This is a genomic window from Bacteroides faecium (assembly GCF_012113595.1).
Classification (GTDB): Bacteria; Bacteroidota; Bacteroidia; order Bacteroidales; family Bacteroidaceae; genus Bacteroides; species Bacteroides faecium.
Map to the genome: position 1 here is coordinate 920752 of NZ_CP050831.1, position 18281 is coordinate 939032.

Consider the following 18281-nt stretch of genomic DNA (forward strand, 5'->3'; position numbering starts at 1 on the left):
TAAACTTACAATAAAATGAAAAAATTAGTTATTCTATCAGTAGGTATGCTTCTCACCTTAGCAGCCTGCAACAATGACGAATCAGGAACCGCCCAAAGCAGCAATGACGGAACTGCCCTCTTCACCGCTTCTATTGACGGACAGCGAGTGACACGCGCCTCCAACGCAAAGTGGGACAACAATGACCGAATCGGTATATCGGGAACATGCGGCACGAAACCATATACCAACGTATGCTACAAGACCTCAAACGGATCGGGTAACGATTTTGAATTTGAGGCTGGGGATAAAATCTATTATCAGGATATGAATGAAGTGAATTTCACGGCATATTATCCATGGAAGGAGGCTTTGACCGCATCTACAACCATCGCCTTTAGCACCGACGAACAGGCTAACCAAAAAGATTTCGATTTCCTTTGGGCACAAGGCAAAGGAAGCAAAAATAGTCCGAAAGTGGATTTTGGATTCACTCATCAAATGAGCAAGATAGCTATCACCGTCAAAGCCGGTAACGACATCACATGCGAAGAAGTAAAAGCTGCTGTATGTTATCTGAAGAATCATCAGCATCAAGGGACATTCGACCGCGAAGCGGGTACCGCTACCACCACAGGTAATCAATCGGCAGAATGGGCTTTCGCCAACAATACAGCTAACCAGTCTTATAATACTCCTGATATAGCGACTGACGACAACAAGAACTCAGTCACCTACGGGCTGATACTTACACCGCAAACTTTTACGCCGGAATCTCTTCTGACTTTTACCGCAAAGGTGACTACCGGCGAAGCTACAGATCCGCAAAACTTCTCAGCAGCAATTGAACTGAACCAAATCCCGGAAAATAATAACGCCAACGAACTAAAACCCGGTATACAGTACAACATCACCATCAATGTGAACAAGACCGGACTGAGCATAGGCGATTGCAGCATCTCCAAGTGGACGGAATACAGCTATGAGACCGATGCAGATATGCAATAAAACAGTAAAAGTAGAATAATAAAAACATAAAAAGAATCAGATTATGAATACCCACAAATTATTGATATACAGCAGCGTATATATTGTTCTTGGATGCACTTTACTCCTAACAGCTTGCAACAACGATGAACTTAATCCAACAGACAACGGACCGATAGTAGCTCAAATTACCGCCAACATTGAAAATTCAGCAGTCAGCCGTGCGGCAGGTACAGCCTGGGAAACCGGCGATGGAATCGGTATCACAACGGCAAACAACGGCACCAAAAACTACACCAACATTAAATACACCGCAGGAAGCACTACCGGCAATTTCACTGGGGCACCTATCTATTTTCAAGACTCACAGACTACCGTGATATTCACTGCCTATTACCCTTTTAACGGAACGGAAGACACTGCACCCGGTATATTGGAAAACAATACAAAAATAGACAACCAGAAAACCGATGGCCCGCAAAGTGTACAGTCAAAAATAGATTATCTTTTCGCCTCAGCTACAGGAAATAACGGAAATCCGAAGGTAACTTTCAATTTTGCACACAAAATGAGCCAAGTGACACTGACTTTCCAAAATGGAGAAGACACGGATATCAGCAGCTTGACCGCTTATTCCATTGAGGGATTGAAAATGGAAGGCACATTCAACACGGCTACCGGTGAAGCCAAAGCAAAAGACGGTTCTTCTCCTGAAACCTTGGCTATAAACGTTAGTAGTGCTGCCAGCGGAACAACTCTCCCGTCACTAATACTCTATCCACAGGCTGCCACAGATGTCACCTTAAAAATTACATTGAACGGACAGCCGTACAATTGCAAACTAGTGTTTAAGGACAGTCAATTAGCATCCGGAAACAATTATCTATTTACCATCACGGTAAACAAAAACGAAATGAAAGTACAAAGTTCCAGCATCACTTCTTGGACTCCGCAAACAGATAGCGGAAGTGCAAGCATGGGATAAACTTTTTAAAGCCATCACATGCAACAGCGTAAGCATGGAGATTCACGAAAGTGTAGCTGTCTCTCCCGCCAGAGGCGGTGGCACAATGTAAAAACTCAAAAAAATAGGATTATGAACATACAACAACTGATACCCTATTGCCTCTTGGCAGGACTTCTCTCCTTCTCGGCGTGCGAGAGCGAACAGGCAGCGGAAATGAATGAAGCAGGAACGGAACTACCCGACGGAATGTATCCGCTGACGTTTACCGCCGTACAAGCAGTACCGGAAGGGACACCGCAGACACGGGTGTCGGAAAACCCGGATGGGACAAGTAGCAAGTGGGACGGCGGCGAAGTCATTGGCGTAAAAATAGGCAATAGCCCCCAGGAAGGTTCTTATACATTGGATGAAAACGGGAATGTAACAGCCACCCTTCCTGTCTATTGGCAAAACACGGATGAACAGGCTGTTTACGGCTGGTATCCGAAGGAAAATACCGATGTGTCCTTGACCGGACAAGACCATGTCTCAAAATTCCCCTACATACTGAAAGGCGAAGGCAAAGGAAAATATAATGATGTAAACGGTATCTCATTGTCTTTCACCCATCAGTTGGCCAAGTTCCGTGTCAAGCTGGAGGGAACAGCGGACAACCTACAGGATGCCAAAGTCTCTTTCTACGGTTATACCTCTTGTAGCAACAATCAAGGAACGGTGACAACGGAAGGAAAAACTAAAGATTATCTCCCCACTCAGAAAACGAATGACGGCTACTATACCGCCATACTCGCACCGGATGATTTAACACAGAACGGCAACAACAAGTTCGTAAAGATAGAAGTAAACGAGAATATCTATTACTACAATCCCGATATTAAATTGGTGGCCGGAAATGTCTACACTTATACGGTGCAGAAAGTGAATAAGCCGGAACCGACAACAATAGACCTCACAAAGGGCGATTACACCATCGAAAAGAGAGGAACATACAAAGTAACCGGAACAATATCCAACCACCAGCTGACCGTAAACGCTGATGCTACTGTCATATTAGATAATGTTACCATGACCCATACCTCTTCATCAATCATTAAGATCCAGAACAATGCCACTGCCACATTGGAACTGGAAGGCACGAGCACACTCACATCCACAGGCGGGGTGGAAGCACCTATTTTCCCTCAGCCAAACAGTACAGTAGTAATACAAGGCAATGGCACTCTGAATGTTACAGGTGCTTATGCGTGTGCCGGAATAGGTGGAGGTCACCACGACGGATATATTTTCACTTATCGTAATGCCGGAAATATCCGCATCTTGGGTGGTACGATCATCGCAAAAGGAGGCAGTGGTGCCGCAGGTATCGGTTGTGGAAGTTATGGAAATTGTGGAACAATAGAAATATTGGGCGGCAACATTACCGCGACTAAAGGAGATGGCTGGGGAAATAACGCCATAGGCGGTTTACAAGATGGCATGGCAGGCACAACCGTATGTGAAGCCATCACCTTGTCGAACTGTACAATCAACCTCATCAATGGCACAATCAAGGCAAAGACGATAACACCCGACATAAACAACGCGGAAGCACTGAAAGCCGCCAACGTCACGATTAATTAAACTTAATATCCTTCTTCAAAAATAGCCAGGATATTCCACTGAATATGAGAATGGCGGTCATCAATAAGATGGCTGCCATTTTCTTTTGGCGCTTTCAGAAAAAAGTATCAACCATTCAGAAAATGGGCAAACCATAATCATATCATTGTCTTAACTTTGACAAGAAACTTAATATGAGACATTATGGCAAACGTAAATGAACTTACACCGTTTATCCTAAAATGGGAAGGCGGTTTTGTGAATGATCCTGACGATTTGGGTGGTGCTACCAATATGGGAGTAACCATCGGGACTTATAAGGAATACCGAAAAAAGAAAAGACTCCCCGAACCAAGTGTAGATGACTTGAAAAAAATGTCCAAAGAAGAATGGACCGATATCATGAAAGGATTATATTGGAATCGGTGGAAAGCCGATGAAATCAAAAACCAATCCATCGCCAATATCTTAGTCGATTGGGTATGGGCTTCCGGTATATACGGCATCAAAATACCACAAGAAATATTGGAAGTAACGGCTGACGGCATTGTAGGTAAAAACACCCTTTCCGCACTCAATTCTTACGAACCTCAAGCCGAACTATTCGGAAGAATCAAACAGGCACGATACGAGTTTATCGAACGTATCTGCGAGAAACGTCCGGCAAACAAGAAATTCAGAAATGGATGGAGAAAACGTATCAAGGCTTTTACGTTCGCCGAATAACCTGCGTTAACATACAAAAATGAAACAATCTAAATAAAAGTAGTAGAAATGGTTTCAGTCTTTCAGCCAGTCAGAAATGTCCCATTTCATCGGTAATCTTGGCTAAAAGCGTGCTTGAATGTAAGAAATAGAGACTTCAGGCTCTTCATTTTGAAAGCTGTATTTGATTCTGATAACCCTCCATTGATGTGAAACGAAACCTGTATTTCGCATCAATGGAGGGTCTGTTTATACTCACCTTACGTGCCAATACTCCTAAGCCGACACCTTAGTAATACTGAGCCCGCACTTCACACTATTTATCCCACATGGTGGACATATATAGATCCACCGGCAAGCATATAAAGAGGTTTGAAAGAAACTTTGTAGAGTTCAGAAAACGGATAGTAATGGGTGATGGATTATGTGGTAGATTTACAGCGTAAGCTTACAGAAATATAATCATTAATAGGCGGGTTCCGAAAAGCCTTGGAGAGAGTAGGAAGATAAGATCAAACAATTATGCAGTTAATAATAGAACATGGAATAGTTAACCTAGATAATTCTAATGCTTTGTGTCATAAAACAGTTTTAGATTATTGTAAAGATAGATACAAAAGACTGAATATGGATTACAAATGCCCTGATAATATCCCAGAAAATGAGTTTAGCAATCTGTTATGGAATGGAATTAGTGATGAATATATAGTAACTAAAGATAATATGAGCCAAGTATTATTTCCAGGATACATTATAGGTTTTTTCACTTTAAATGGGTCATGTATGCATTCAATGGTTGTATTTGATTATAACATCTGGGTAGGAACAAATAACTTTCAGACCTTCTCATGTGCTGCTGACGAAACTGTTGGATTTTACGACATAGACACTTATATCGACAAAGATGAAACCAGAAAAGTTCTCAAGACAAATGGTAAAATTGAAGAAATTGACAAAAGTTCTACGAAAAGATGTGGTTCTCATTGGAGTATTGATGGTAAATTATGGGTAAAAGATTACACTGATAATGATGCAGACAAATGTAAAATAAAATACCGAGACATCATAAAAAAGCCTATTACATATTGTAGTATATGTCAATATCAATAGTAAAATATAGAACAAAAAATATCTATTTTTTGTATTTAGAAATCTATAGTACAAATAACATGTACACTACGGTGGTATGCCAAACTGACATACCACCAACTAGAATTACATATAGTTTTTTTTACAAATCATTAAATATACAACGTCATCTACTACCATCCCAACAAATGCACTTCACGCAACCTCACCAACCATAATCCCTTTGCTATTTTTAGGTAACAACCCATATTAGTTCACATGATGGGCATATAGATCCACCAGCAAACATATGACAATTATTGAAGGTGATGAAGAAGTCAAAAGTTGACTTTCTTCTCTTGGTAAATATGGGATTAAAGTGACTTTAAATTCAAAAAGTGAGCATGAAACTATAACTCACCAAACACCATTAACACTTGAATTAGTATTAGAACATAATGAATTTGAAATTGATAATAGTAGATGTATTGAATATAATGAAATTCTTCTTTGAAAATCGACAGAGCATTGATACGAACTTTGATGCATATCAACTTCCTCATGGCAGTCAAACGTCACCTGACATCTGATTAATACCATGCACTCAATGAAACGGTATCTCCAGTGAAAATGATATATGGTACGGTGCGGATAACTTCCGGTTCTTTTCTTATACTTATCCTAAGATTGGATTTGAAGAGCTAAAAAACGGGATGCAGTAAATATATTACCGTTACATCCAAATATGAAAGATTATACTTTCGGAGAATATGGGGTTGAAGTGAGGATAAAGCAATTCTGAGTGTTTCAGAAGAAAGTTTATGGGATTGAGAAAAGGGATCGTTTGAGTTTGGAGATTACGGAGTAGTTTTACGGTATAAGCTTACAGAGATATAACATAGGCGGATTCCGAAAAGCCTTAGAGAGAGTAGGAGATAATTATTTATATTAGACAAATATGGGACCAATAATAACTCCCCCCGCAGCCCTTACACCGAGTACCATCAAGGGCGTTAATGGTAGCTGTGGTTTTGCTTCAACAAGACTTGGGAATCAAGTAAGAGTCTGGATTCCAAATCCAACCAACCCTATAGATCAACGATATTTCTGTCATGGTCATAGTTTAGGTACTTTTACCGCACATGGCTATAGTGTTTTTTCTGGACAAGATTTTTTAACCGTTTTAAGGGATGAACACGCTTTAGTTGGTAATGTACATAATGCTACTCCTGGTGATATAGTTGTGTGGCATAATCCACATCCCGGAGCTCCAGGAATGGGTCCTAATAACCCAAACGCACTATTTCCTGACCATTCAGCAATTGTTACACACGTAGCAATAGGCGCTGACGGCTTAGTTGACCCAATTAATACTTTATTAAGTAGCAAAAATGGATTTGGACCATTAGCACCAACTATCTCATTGGATAATCTTATCGGAATTTATGGTGATATATTCGCTGTTTATCGCTAAACTATTACAATAATAGAATGATGCTGTACTAAGATATATTCAACATCATTCTATTATTACAAAAGAACAGTATTCCTAATAAATACCTACAATCTCACTAATATCAAAAACAATCTTAAGAACATCTCCTGATATACCTTAAGCTTAGGAAATAAACAATAACTTCTAGGCAAAAAAAAGACATGTGAACGGTCTGGTATCCCAAACATCAATTTCAGGATAGAGTTTCTCCATTTACCTAGCTACCATCTCGTTTAAAGAAACCATATTAATCGGGACAAAACAATGAACAAAACTATAAAAATCAGGCCAAATTGTCCCGATATATACTTTAAAATTCGTACTTTTGGCCCGATAAAAAAAATATGGAATGACTATTGAACTTGAAATCCTGCAATATCTGCATTATCATCCCCTATCAAATAGGGATGAAAGAGAATATCTTTGAAAAGGCTTTACTGGCATTAGTGTTATTATCCTATATCCAAGCATTCGCAGACGATTTCTAACGATATCAAAGGGTGAAAAAATCTGTATCAATCCGATAATCTGTGGTGAAAAGTCACTATCTTTGCACATTGCAAAGTTGAAAACAACAAAAATCACACTATATAATGGAAAAGAAATTCAAAAGAACCACCGTCACATCGGCACTGCCGTATGCGAACGGGCCTGTCCACATCGGTCATCTGGCCGGTGTATATGTACCGGCAGATATCTATGTGCGTTATCTGCGTCTGAAGAAAGAAGATGTATTATTCATCGGCGGTTCGGACGAACACGGAGTGCCTATCACGATCCGCGCCAAGAAAGAGGGAGTGACCCCGCAGGATGTAGTAGACCGCTACCATACGCTGATAAAGGAATCATTCAAAGAGTTCGGCATCTCATTCGACGTATATAGCCGCACCACTTCACCGACGCATCACCACCTGGCTTCGGATTTCTTCAAGACATTATACAACAAGGGAGAATTTATCGAAAAGACTTCCGAACAATATTACGACGAAGAAGCAAAAACATTCCTTGCCGACCGCTATATCACCGGCGAATGTCCTCACTGCCACTCGGAAGGAGCCTACGGCGACCAATGCGAGAAATGCGGAACTTCACTCTCGCCGACAGACCTTATCAACCCCAAAAGCGCTATCAGCGGCAGCAAACCGGTGATGAAAGAAACCAAACACTGGTATCTCCCTCTCGACAAGCACGAAGACTGGCTGCGCAAATGGATTCTCGAAGACCACAAAGAATGGCGTCCGAACGTGTACGGCCAATGCAAGAGCTGGCTCGACATGGGACTGCAACCACGCGCCGTAAGCCGTGACCTCGACTGGGGTATCCCTGTTCCCGTAGAAGGAGCGGAAGGAAAGGTGCTTTACGTATGGTTCGACGCTCCTATCGGATACATCTCCAACACGAAAGAACTTCTTCCCGATAGCTGGGAGACATGGTGGAAAGACCCTGAAACCCGTCTGCTGCACTTCATCGGAAAAGACAATATCGTGTTCCACTGTATCGTATTCCCCGCTATGCTGAAAGCAGAAGGCAGCTATATCCTGCCGGACAACGTGCCGAGCAACGAATTTCTGAATCTGGAAGGAGACAAAATATCCACTTCACGCAACTGGGCCGTATGGTTGCACGAATATCTGGTTGATTTCCCGGGCAAGCAAGACGTACTCCGCTACGTACTGACCGCCAACGCACCGGAAACAAAAGACAACGACTTCACTTGGAAAGACTTCCAGGCACGCAATAACAACGAACTGGTAGCCGTATATGGTAACTTCGTGAATCGCGCCATGGTACTAACTCAGAAATACTTCGACGGGAAAGTTCCCGCACAGGGCAAGCTGACCGACTATGACAAGGAAACGCTGAAAGAATTTGCCGACGTAAAAGCGGAAGTGGAAAAGCTGCTCGACGTATTCAAATTCCGTGACGCACAGAAAGAAGCGATGAACCTGGCACGCATCGGTAATAAATACCTCGCCGACACCGAACCGTGGAAGCTGGCAAAAACAGACATGGAACGTGTAGGAACCATCCTGAACATCTCCCTGCAACTGGTTGCCAATCTTGCCATTGCTTTCGACCCGTTCCTGCCGTTCAGTTCGGAAAAACTCCGCAAGATGCTGAACATGGATACCTTCGACTGGTCCGAACTGGGAAGAGACAACCTGCTTTCCGTAGGACACCAGTTGAACAAACCGGAACTGCTGTTCGAGAAAATCGAAGACGCTACCATCGAAGCACAGGTACAAAAACTGCTCGATACAAAGAAAGCGAACGAAGAAGCCAACTACAAAGCTAATCCGATTCGTCCGAACATCGAATTCGATGATTTCACGAAACTGGATATCCGCGTAGGCACTATCCTTGAATGTCAGAAAGTTCCGAAAGCAGATAAATTATTGCAATTCAAGATTGACGACGGACTGGAAACACGTACCATCGTATCGGGCATTGCCAAGCATTACCAACCGGAAGAACTGGTAGGCAAACAGGTTTGCTTCATCGCCAACCTTGCTCCGCGCAAGCTGAAAGGTATCGTCAGCGAAGGCATGATTCTGAGTGCCGAGAATAACGACGGTAGCCTGGCGGTCATTATGCCGGGACGTGAAGTGAAGCCGGGTAGCGAAGTAAAATAACAGAATAATGTGTTCTGCAGATATTTGCAAAACCCGATTCTTTTTTCCGATGACCGAACAAGTAACCGAACAAGCGGCTGAACAAGTAACCGAACAAGTAACATCTTTAATAAAGTTACTGTTTGGCAAAGAATATCATTTTAGCAGTTAAAGGAAAGACTATGATATGAGTGAAAATCAGTCACTAAAAGAAAAGACAGCCAAAGGATTATTCTGGGGCGGATTCAGTAACGGCATACAGCAATTACTGAATCTACTTTTCGGAATATTTCTTGCACGGTTGCTCACCCCGGCAGACTATGGAATGGTGGGGATGCTGGCAATCTTCTCCCTCATAGCCAGTTCGATACAGGAAAGCGGCTTCACGGCAGCGCTTGTCAACAAGAAAGAGGTGACGCACAATGATTACAATGCTGTATTTTGGTTTAATGCAGCCATCAGTCTGTCTCTGTATCTGCTGCTTTTCTTATGTGCACCGCTCATTGCCGATTTCTATGATACCCCCGAACTAACACCACTGGCACGTTACTCCTTTATAGGATTTTTCATTGCCAGCCTGGGCATATCCCACAGCGCCTATCTCCTGCGTAATCTGATGGTCAAGCAACGTGCTTTATCATCGGTTATCGGACTCATCGTTTCAGGAATCACGGGAGTCACACTAGCTTACTTCGGCTTCTCTTATTGGGGTATTGCCACACAAAGCATAGTTTACGTAACAATCAATACCGCCTGCTACTGGCATTTCACCCATTGGCGACCGACACTCCAAATCAACTTCACCCCCATCAAAGAAATGTTCGAATTCAGCGGGAAGTTACTGATAACCAATGCATTCAATCACATCAGCAACAACCTATTTTCTGTGGTATTGGGTAAGTTCTACACAGAACAGGAAGTAGGATACTATAATCAGGCTAATAAATGGTGCGGCATGGGGCAACTCTTTATATCCGGCATGATAAACGGAGTGGCACAACCGGTACTCACAAAAATCTCGGACGACACCGAACGACAAAAGCGGGTATTCCGCAAAATGCTGCGCTTCACCGCCTTCGTCGCATTCCCTGCCATGCTAGGACTGGGCATCATATCGGAAGAACTGATTATCATTACCATCACTGACAAATGGTATTCCAGCATATCCATTATGCAGATTCTGTGCATCAGCGGAGCTTTTGCCCCTATTACATACCTCTACCAGCAGCTTATCATCAGCAAAGGAAAATCCCGCGTCTATATGTGGAACACCATATCCCTCGGAATTATTCTGCTTTCAAGTGTTCTTTTAGTTCATTCTCATGGAATATATGCCATGCTTGCCGTTTACGTCTCCATCAATATTCTGTGGATACTGACATGGCACTACTTCGTACAGCAGACCATCGGACTAAAACTGCGCCATGCCCTAGCAGATATACTCCCTTATGCCCTCATTGCAGCTGCTGTAATGGCGATCACCTACAATCTCACCTACTTTATTGAGAACATTTATATCCGCCTGGCGAGTAAAATACTACTGGCAGCAGCACTCTATGTAGCCGCCATGTGGGCAAGCCGTTCGGTCACCTTCAAAGAAAGCATAGCATATTTCATCAAAAAGAAAACTCATGAACACGAATGATCTTGCCACCCAATATCGCCTGCTGAACAGTTCTTTCAGGAAGACAATGGTTTATCATATAGGTATAGATGCCGGATTCTTTACCGAATACACCTATATGATTCATGCGATGCTCTACTGCCTGCAACATAAGATACAATTCAAGCTCTACTCCGACGATGCCAATTTCGGTTGGGAAAAGGGCTGGGAAGATTGTTTCGCCCCTTTCTGCGAACAAGTGCACGAATCGTTTCACCATACGTACAACACCCATCGTCTACCTTCGTGGCAAGCGTTGATGAACGACAAGAAACTGCCTAAAACAAAGCTACTGAAATGGAAACTAAAGGTAACTTACAAGAATATTATCGGAAAGATCCTCTCCTTTTTCGTATATAGTAAACCGGTATTGCTCAATTTTCAGATAAAGTTTCACCCTAATCAACATTTCAATATCCCCGAACTGGAAATAGACGGCGACTACCTCCACGCATTCCGAAAGCTGACGGAAATCACCTGGAAGCTCAACGAGACAACCGCACAGGAATGCCGCCAACTGACGGACAGCCTGCAACTTCCGCCAGTATACGCAGGATGCCAGATACGCGGCGGCGACAAAATAACCGAAACCAGCCTGCTGCCACCCGAACACTACATACAGCTTATCAAAGAAAAGACAACGGCACATGACGTCTTTGTACTGACCGACGACTACCGTCTCTTCCGGCAACTGCAAACCCTAGCTCCGGACATACACTGGCATACCCTATGCAGCCCCGACGAACAAGGATATGTCAACAGTAGTTTCACGCAAACCACCAAAGAGTTGAAACAGAAACAAATGGCACGTTTCCTTTCTTCCATACAGATATTGATGGACGCTTCCGTCTTTATAGGAAGCATCACCACCGGCCCCAGCCTGTTCCTGTTAAAGAAATTCTACCCGGACATCAACCCGGCAGACTGCTCGCTCCAGGATTTTCCACACGCATCTACCCTCCCTATTCCGGGACGCGGACAGGTGGCAACGGACTATATCCGCCGGCATTAAATAAAAATTCAACAGAGTCTTACCTCTTAACGCCAATTAATTACTATTTTTGCATCATATCATAACAGTAGCTCATACAAAAAAAATGAAAAGGAACATAGCTATTATATTAGCAGGCGGAGTAGGCAACCGATTGGGGCTGTCGACACCCAAGCAATTCTTCAAGGTAGCAGGCAAAATGGTAGTGGAACATACTATCGACGCATTCGAAAGCAATCCGCATATAGACGAAATAGCCATTGTCTCCAACCCTTTCTATATCTCCGACATCGAATCCATCATCATCAAGAACGGATGGAAGAAAGTAAAGAAAATACTAAAAGGGGGAGAAGAAAGATACCATTCCAGCCTGTCGGCCATCAACGCTTACGAGGGAGAAGATGTCAATCTGATCTTCCATGACGCTGTACGCCCTCTGGTCAGCCAGCGGATTATCAACGACGTGATTGAAGCGTTGAAAACTTACAAAGCCATCGACGTGGCAATGCCGGCTACGGATACGATCATCGAAACCGAGGGAGACTTCATCCGGAGTATCCCCGACCGCAGCAAGCTGAAACGCGGTCAGACTCCACAGGCATTTCATATAGAAAGCATCCGCCAGGCATACGAAAATGCCCTGAAAGACCCGCATTTCAAAGTGACCGATGACTGCGGTGTAGTCGTGAAGTACCTACCCGAAGTACCCGTCTATGTAGTAATGGGAGAAGAAAGCAATATGAAGCTAACCTATAAGGAAGACACTTACTTGCTGGACAAGTTTTTCCAACTACGCAAAAGCGAACTGAGCAATCTTCCCTGCGAAGAGTCGCAACTCAACAATAAAGTAGCGGTTATCTTTGGCGGAAGTTATGGTATCGGAGCTGATATTGCCCGTATCTTGCAGGAAAAAGGGTCGCAGGTATTCTGCTTCTCCCGCAATCTGAACGGAACGGATGTAGGATGCAAAGAGCAGGTAGCCAATGCACTCGAAAGCGTATATCAGCAAACGCAGCGAATAGATTACGTCATCAATACTGCCGGCATACTGAATAAAGAACCGTTGGTCAGCAGCGACTATCAGACTATCAGTAATGCAGTGAATACCAATTATATGGGAACGATCAACGTAGCGCTCGAAGCCTATCCGTACCTGAAAGAGAGCAAGGGAAAGTTGATATTCTTCACTTCCAGTTCTTACACAAGGGGCAGGGCTTTCTACAGCATCTATTCATCCACAAAAGCCGCCATCGTAAACTTCGTGCAAGCCATCGCGCAAGAATGGGAATCATTTGGTATCAGTGTCAACTGCATCAATCCCGAACGGACCAAAACCCCGATGCGCGTTCACAACTTCGGCATCGAACCGGAAGACAGCCTGCTCTCTTCCGAAAAAGTGGCAATGGCTACCATACAGTCGCTGCTCACCGAATTTACCGGTCAGGTAATCGACATCAAAAGAAACGAATTATGAGTAATCCATATTTATCCGCCTACGTAGCGCAGAATCTGCGCACCTGCCAGTTGAAGCAGCTTTCTATCCTCGAAGAGGTAGACCGCATCTGCCGGAAGCACAAAATAGACTACTGGCTGGATGGCGGCACGCTTCTCGGAGCTGTACGCCACGGCGGATTTATCCCTTGGGACGACGACATCGACTTAGGAATGCGCCTGCCCGACCTGCAAAGATTCATCAAAGTGGCTCCCGCCGAACTGTCCGAATCTCTATTCCTGCAAACCCCGGAAAGCGACCCGTTGAACAAAGAGCCTATCATCAAAATACGCGACCTGAACTCGCTCTATATAGAAGGCGGAGATACATTCGACGTCAGTTACGAGAAAGGGCTTTTCCTGGACATTTTTCCGTTTATCCCTTATCCGAGCGTCCCCCGGCCGTGGGTGAAGAAACTGTGCAAAGGTATATCCACCAGTTATTCCATCCTGCATGCACGGCATTATTACAGTTTGCGCTCGTTTGCCGAGTTTTTCTATTTTGGCGCCAAGAATATAATATACAGGGGTATTTGGAGTATCTTATGTTTATTCTACAAGAAAGATACTTACCTGTCCAACGTATTGATAAACAACGGTTACGGCATCATGCACCGCAATGATTCCGTATTCCCCCTTTCGGCAATCACCTTCGAAGGGAAAACGTTCATGGCTCCAGCCAATCCGGATGCCTATCTGAAAGATTTATATAGAAACTATATGGACATTCCGTCCAAAGAAAAGCAGATAATCCATGCCGTTTACATTCACCCGGAATTAATAAAGAAGTCATGAAACCCGCCCTCGTAGATGTCTCAGTACTGATTCTGTTCTTCAACCGCCCGCAACAGTTGTCGCAAGTGTTCGAGCAAGTAAAGAAAGCACGTCCGTCCCGGTTGTTTCTCTATCAGGACGGAGCGAGAGACGAGCGCGACCGCCCGGGGATAGAGGCTTGCCGAGAAATCGTGGCGCAGATAGACTGGGAGTGCGAGGTAGAACGTCTTTATCAGGAACGGAACTTCGGCTGTGACCCTTCGGAATACATTTCACAGAAATGGGCTTTCTCGAAAGTAGAGAAGTGCATTGTGCTTGAGGACGACGACGTGCCGTCCGTCTCCTTTTTCCTGTTTTGCAAAGAGATGCTCGACAAATACGAACACGATACCCGCATCAGCATGATTGCCGGATTCAATCCCGAAGAAATCACCAGGGACATGCCTTATGATTATTTCTTCGCCACCACTTTCTCCATCTGGGGATGGGCAAGCTGGAGACGTGTAGTCGACCAATGGGACGAATTTTACGATTTCCTGGACGATTCCTTCAACATGAAACAGCTTGAGCAACTTATTAAGGAACGCAAATTCCGAAGTGACTTCATCTATATGTGCCAGCGCCATCGCGAGCACCAAAAGGCATTTTATGAGACCATCTTCCATGCTTCCATACTGTTCGGTTCCGGACTGAGCATCGTCCCCACCCGCAATATGATTAACAATCTGGGAGCAACGGCAGATTCCACACACTTTGCCGGCTCGGTGCATACATTGCCTAAAGCTTATCGGCGTATCTTCACGATGAAACGCCACGAAGCGGACTTCCCGCTGAAGCATCCCCGCTACGTCATTGAGAACGTAGCATACAAGAAAAGCGTCTACCGCATCATGGGATGGGATCATCCGTGGATTAAGATAGGACGTTCGTTCGAAGAACTGTTCCTCAACCTGAAATACGGCAATTTCTCTATCATCACGAAAGCTGTCAAAAACCGAATAAACAAATGGCTGAAAAGAAATAAACATTATTAAACCAACCTATTATACAGCATCATGAAACTGTTTCTAAACAAGATAAAATTAACGTTACAAAAGCGGACGAAAATCAATCAAAACAAAAAGTCTTATGAAGTATGGGCAGCTAAAGGGTATAATGACGAACCACAGGTAAGCATTATCATTCAATCACATAACAAAAGTCTTCAAATCAAGCATATCATACCTAAATTAAGAAACTACCCTTCGATTGAAATTATTGTCATTGATGACGGTTCCGAGTTGTCCCACACCAAAGAACTGACTCGGTATCTGAAAGGAAGTAATGAATTTCTAATACGGTCTAACGACTTGTACGAGAACATTATGTACGATAAAGTCATCCGTTTTGCTAACGGGAAATATATCGCTCTCTTGCAGGATGATGATGATTTTGCCGATCTATCCTGGATAACAGAAGCGATAAAGTATTTTGAGAAATATCCACGTCTGGCCATATTGGGTGGAAAAGACGGGTTGGATATTGTTTTTGAAGAAGACACACAGATTGGACATGGCGGCAAGTACGAGCATGAAGACAAGTTCAGCTTCGTACCTGCCGTAAACAGAGCTCCCATGTGGTTAAACAAGCAGCTTTTTACCGAATACCTGCATCATATAGATTTTCAATTTGCTCCTTTCCAGTTCGATGATTATGAACTATGCGCACGTGCATGGCTTACAGATTTGCAAGTGGGATGGTACAACGCAAACTTCAAATCATTAAGTGTAGGTGGCATGAGATTATGGAATAACAAATTCACGGAGCAACAAAGTTTACGCAATGGAAAAAGGCTATATCAGCTATACAAAGACAAAAAAAATAAAATCTACCGGAAAATAGAAGAAGCAAAACTGTAGAATTCATGCCGAAAAACCGTACATTTGCATAAACTTTTATGCCCATGAGAGTCCTGATTATAAATACATCCGAGCGAATAGGCGGAGCAGCCATCGCAGCAAGCCGGCTAATGGAATCACTGAAAAACAACGGTATCAAGGCCAAAATGCTGGTACGCGACAAGCAAACTGACCAAATCAGTGTGGTTAGTCTGAAAGGGAATTGGCTGCAAGTATGGAAATTCATGTGGGAACGCATCGTTATCTGGAGTGCCAACCGTTTCCGCCGTTACCACCTGTTTGACGTGGACATTGCCAATACGGGGACGGATATTACATCACTCCCGGAATTCCGCCAGGCTGACGTTATCCACTTGCACTGGATTAATCAGGGAATGCTCTCATTGAGTGATATACGGAAAATACTTGTATCCGGCAAACCCGTAGTCTGGACAATGCACGATATGTGGCCATGTACGGGTATCTGCCATTATGCGCGGGAATGTAAGAACTATCAGCAGGAATGTCACAACTGCCCTTACATCTATAAAGGTGGGGGACGGAAAGACCTGTCTTACCGCACTTTCCACAAGAAACAAAAGTTATACAGCCAAGCTCCCATTCATTTCGTCACTTGCAGCCGTTGGCTGAAAGAACAGGCCAAATCCAGTGCGCTGTTTGAAGGGAAAAGCGTCACTAATATCCCGAATGCCATCAATACCAATCTGTTCAAGCCAATGGACAAGCAGAAAGCACGGGCTAAGTTCATGTTGCCGGAAGACAAGAAGCTGATTCTGTTCGGCTCGCTGAAGATTACCGACAAACGCAAAGGGGTGGATTATCTCATCGAAGCCTGCAAACTGCTGGCAGAGAAACATCCCGAATGGAAAGATTCGCTGGGAGTCGTCGTATTCGGCAACCAGTCGCAGCAACTGCAAGCAATGCTTCCTTTCCGCGTCTATCCGCTCCCTTATATGAAGAATGAGCACGAAATAGTAGATATCTACAATGCCGTAGACCTCTTTGCCATCCCGTCTCTGGAAGAGAATCTTCCAAACATGATTATGGAAGCGATGGCTTGCGGAGTGCCCTGCGTAGGATTCAACGTAGGCGGTATCCCCGAAATGATTGACCATCTGCACAACGGCTACGTAGCCCGATATAAATCTTCGGAAGATTTAGCTAACGGCATATACTGGATTTTGACGGAGCCGGAATATGACCAGCTCTCCGCGCAAGCCTGCCGCAAGGTAGTGGCCAACTACTCGGAAAGCATCATCGCAAAGAAATATACAGATGTCTACAACAAAATAACGGGAAAATATGCATAGCATCCACCCTACTCCCAAGTTCTCGATTATCACGGTGACATACAACGCTGAGAAGGTGCTGGAAGACACGATTCAAAGTGTCATCTCGCAGACGTATCATCACGTGGAATATATCATCGTGGACGGAGCTTCCAAGGATGGAACTTTAGCTATTATCAACCGCTACCGTGAGCGGATACACACCGTAGTGAGCGAACCGGACAAAGGATTATATGACGCCATGAATAAAGGAATCGCCCTTGCCGGTGGCGACTACCTTTGCTTCCTGAATGCGGGCGACTGCTTTCACGAGGACGATACGCTGCAACAGATGGTGCACAGCATCAATGGCAACGAGCTTCCCGACATACTCTACGGAGAAACCGCCATCGTAGACAAGGACAGGCACTTCCTGCGTATGCGCCGGCTGGCCGCCCCGGAAACACTGACCTGGAAAAGTTTCAAACAGGGAATGCTGGTCTGCCACCAGGCTTTCTTCCCCCGCCACACGCTGGTGGAACCCTACAATCTGAAATATCGCTTTTCCGCCGACTTCGACTGGTGCATCCGCATCATGAAGAAAGCGCGTACACTCCATAATACCCACTTGACGATTATCGACTACCTGGATGAAGGGATGACTACCCGCAACCGGAAAGCGTCTCTCAAAGAAAGATTCCGTATCATGGCTACACACTACGGACTGATTGGTACCGTAGCCCGTCATGCCTGGTTTGTCCTGCGGTTAGTAACCCGACACTAA

The 18281-nt window shown here is 44.1% G+C and carries 15 protein-coding genes; all 15 read left to right on the top strand.

Annotation, left to right across the window (positions count from 1 at the left end):
* The first annotated feature begins 15 nt into the window (after window positions 1-15).
* Entirely contained in the window at window positions 16-987 is a 972-nt protein-coding gene (locus BacF7301_RS03460) for a fimbrillin family protein (RefSeq protein ID WP_167960234.1), read from the top strand.
* 43 nt (window positions 988-1030) lie between these two features.
* On the top strand, window positions 1031-1951 hold the full coding sequence (locus tag BacF7301_RS03465; protein ID WP_167960236.1) for a fimbrillin family protein: 921 nt from the start codon (window positions 1031-1033) through the stop codon (window positions 1949-1951).
* Between the two features lie 111 nt (window positions 1952-2062).
* Window positions 2063-3553 carry a fimbrillin family protein gene (locus BacF7301_RS03470; RefSeq protein ID WP_167960238.1) on the top strand — a complete coding sequence of 497 codons (1491 nt, stop codon included), beginning with the start codon at window positions 2063-2065 and terminating at the stop codon, window positions 3551-3553.
* A gap of 183 nt (window positions 3554-3736) precedes the next feature.
* Complete coding sequence (locus tag BacF7301_RS03475) at window positions 3737-4258, top strand: glycoside hydrolase family 108 protein (protein ID WP_167960240.1); 522 nt, start codon at window positions 3737-3739, stop codon at window positions 4256-4258.
* A gap of 501 nt (window positions 4259-4759) precedes the next feature.
* Complete coding sequence (locus BacF7301_RS03480; RefSeq protein WP_167960242.1) at window positions 4760-5347, top strand: hypothetical protein; 588 nt, start codon at window positions 4760-4762, stop codon at window positions 5345-5347.
* A 916-nt stretch (window positions 5348-6263) separates the two neighbouring features.
* Window positions 6264-6779, top strand: a complete 516-nt coding sequence (locus tag BacF7301_RS03485; protein ID WP_167960244.1) for a hypothetical protein — start codon at window positions 6264-6266, stop codon at window positions 6777-6779.
* A 614-nt stretch (window positions 6780-7393) separates the two neighbouring features.
* Window positions 7394-9433, top strand: a complete 2040-nt coding sequence (metG, locus tag BacF7301_RS03490; protein WP_167960246.1) for a methionine--tRNA ligase — start codon at window positions 7394-7396, stop codon at window positions 9431-9433.
* A gap of 166 nt (window positions 9434-9599) precedes the next feature.
* Window positions 9600-11057, top strand: coding sequence for an O-glycosylation flippase (gene wzx / locus BacF7301_RS03495; protein WP_167960248.1), 1458 nt, complete (start codon window positions 9600-9602; stop codon window positions 11055-11057).
* Complete coding sequence (locus tag BacF7301_RS03500; protein ID WP_167960250.1) at window positions 11044-12087, top strand: hypothetical protein; 1044 nt, start codon at window positions 11044-11046, stop codon at window positions 12085-12087. Before wzx ends, BacF7301_RS03500 begins: the two co-directional genes overlap by 14 nt.
* A gap of 85 nt (window positions 12088-12172) precedes the next feature.
* A complete protein-coding gene (locus BacF7301_RS03505) occupies window positions 12173-13540 on the top strand; it encodes a bifunctional cytidylyltransferase/SDR family oxidoreductase (RefSeq protein WP_167960252.1) in 1368 nt (455 codons plus the stop codon).
* On the top strand, window positions 13537-14352 hold the full coding sequence (locus BacF7301_RS03510; protein WP_167960254.1) for a LicD family protein: 816 nt from the start codon (window positions 13537-13539) through the stop codon (window positions 14350-14352). The genes BacF7301_RS03505 and BacF7301_RS03510 overlap by 4 nt, the downstream gene beginning before the upstream one ends.
* A complete protein-coding gene (locus BacF7301_RS03515; protein WP_167960256.1) occupies window positions 14349-15365 on the top strand; it encodes a hemolysin activation protein in 1017 nt (338 codons plus the stop codon). The genes BacF7301_RS03510 and BacF7301_RS03515 overlap by 4 nt, the downstream gene beginning before the upstream one ends.
* Before the next feature lie 21 nt (window positions 15366-15386).
* Window positions 15387-16229 carry a glycosyltransferase gene (locus tag BacF7301_RS03520; protein WP_167960258.1) on the top strand — a complete coding sequence of 281 codons (843 nt, stop codon included), beginning with the start codon at window positions 15387-15389 and terminating at the stop codon, window positions 16227-16229.
* Window positions 16230-16273: 44 nt separating this feature from the next.
* Window positions 16274-17539: a glycosyltransferase family 4 protein gene (locus BacF7301_RS03525; RefSeq protein WP_167960260.1), complete on the top strand. Its 1266-nt coding sequence runs from the start codon at window positions 16274-16276 to the stop codon at window positions 17537-17539.
* Complete coding sequence (locus tag BacF7301_RS03530) at window positions 17532-18281, top strand: glycosyltransferase family 2 protein (RefSeq protein ID WP_167960262.1); 750 nt, start codon at window positions 17532-17534, stop codon at window positions 18279-18281. The genes BacF7301_RS03525 and BacF7301_RS03530 overlap by 8 nt, the downstream gene beginning before the upstream one ends.

Bases quoted from the DNA above. Each gene is read 5' to 3' on its own strand.
- BacF7301_RS03460 (WP_167960234.1), top strand. From the start codon at position 16: ATGAAAAAATTAGTTATTCTATCAGTAGGTATGCTTCTCACCTTAGCA.
- BacF7301_RS03465 (WP_167960236.1), top strand. From the start codon at position 1,031: ATGAATACCCACAAATTATTGATATACAGCAGCGTATATATTGTTCTT.
- BacF7301_RS03470 (WP_167960238.1), top strand. From the start codon at position 2,063: ATGAACATACAACAACTGATACCCTATTGCCTCTTGGCAGGACTTCTC.
- BacF7301_RS03475 (WP_167960240.1), top strand. From the start codon at position 3,737: ATGGCAAACGTAAATGAACTTACACCGTTTATCCTAAAATGGGAAGGC.
- BacF7301_RS03480 (WP_167960242.1), top strand. From the start codon at position 4,760: ATGCAGTTAATAATAGAACATGGAATAGTTAACCTAGATAATTCTAAT.
- BacF7301_RS03485 (WP_167960244.1), top strand. From the start codon at position 6,264: ATGGGACCAATAATAACTCCCCCCGCAGCCCTTACACCGAGTACCATC.
- metG (WP_167960246.1), top strand. From the start codon at position 7,394: ATGGAAAAGAAATTCAAAAGAACCACCGTCACATCGGCACTGCCGTAT.
- wzx (WP_167960248.1), top strand. From the start codon at position 9,600: ATGAGTGAAAATCAGTCACTAAAAGAAAAGACAGCCAAAGGATTATTC.
- BacF7301_RS03500 (WP_167960250.1), top strand. From the start codon at position 11,044: ATGAACACGAATGATCTTGCCACCCAATATCGCCTGCTGAACAGTTCT.
- BacF7301_RS03505 (WP_167960252.1), top strand. From the start codon at position 12,173: ATGAAAAGGAACATAGCTATTATATTAGCAGGCGGAGTAGGCAACCGA.
- BacF7301_RS03510 (WP_167960254.1), top strand. From the start codon at position 13,537: ATGAGTAATCCATATTTATCCGCCTACGTAGCGCAGAATCTGCGCACC.
- BacF7301_RS03515 (WP_167960256.1), top strand. From the start codon at position 14,349: ATGAAACCCGCCCTCGTAGATGTCTCAGTACTGATTCTGTTCTTCAAC.
- BacF7301_RS03520 (WP_167960258.1), top strand. From the start codon at position 15,387: ATGAAACTGTTTCTAAACAAGATAAAATTAACGTTACAAAAGCGGACG.
- BacF7301_RS03525 (WP_167960260.1), top strand. From the start codon at position 16,274: ATGAGAGTCCTGATTATAAATACATCCGAGCGAATAGGCGGAGCAGCC.
- BacF7301_RS03530 (WP_167960262.1), top strand. From the start codon at position 17,532: ATGCATAGCATCCACCCTACTCCCAAGTTCTCGATTATCACGGTGACA.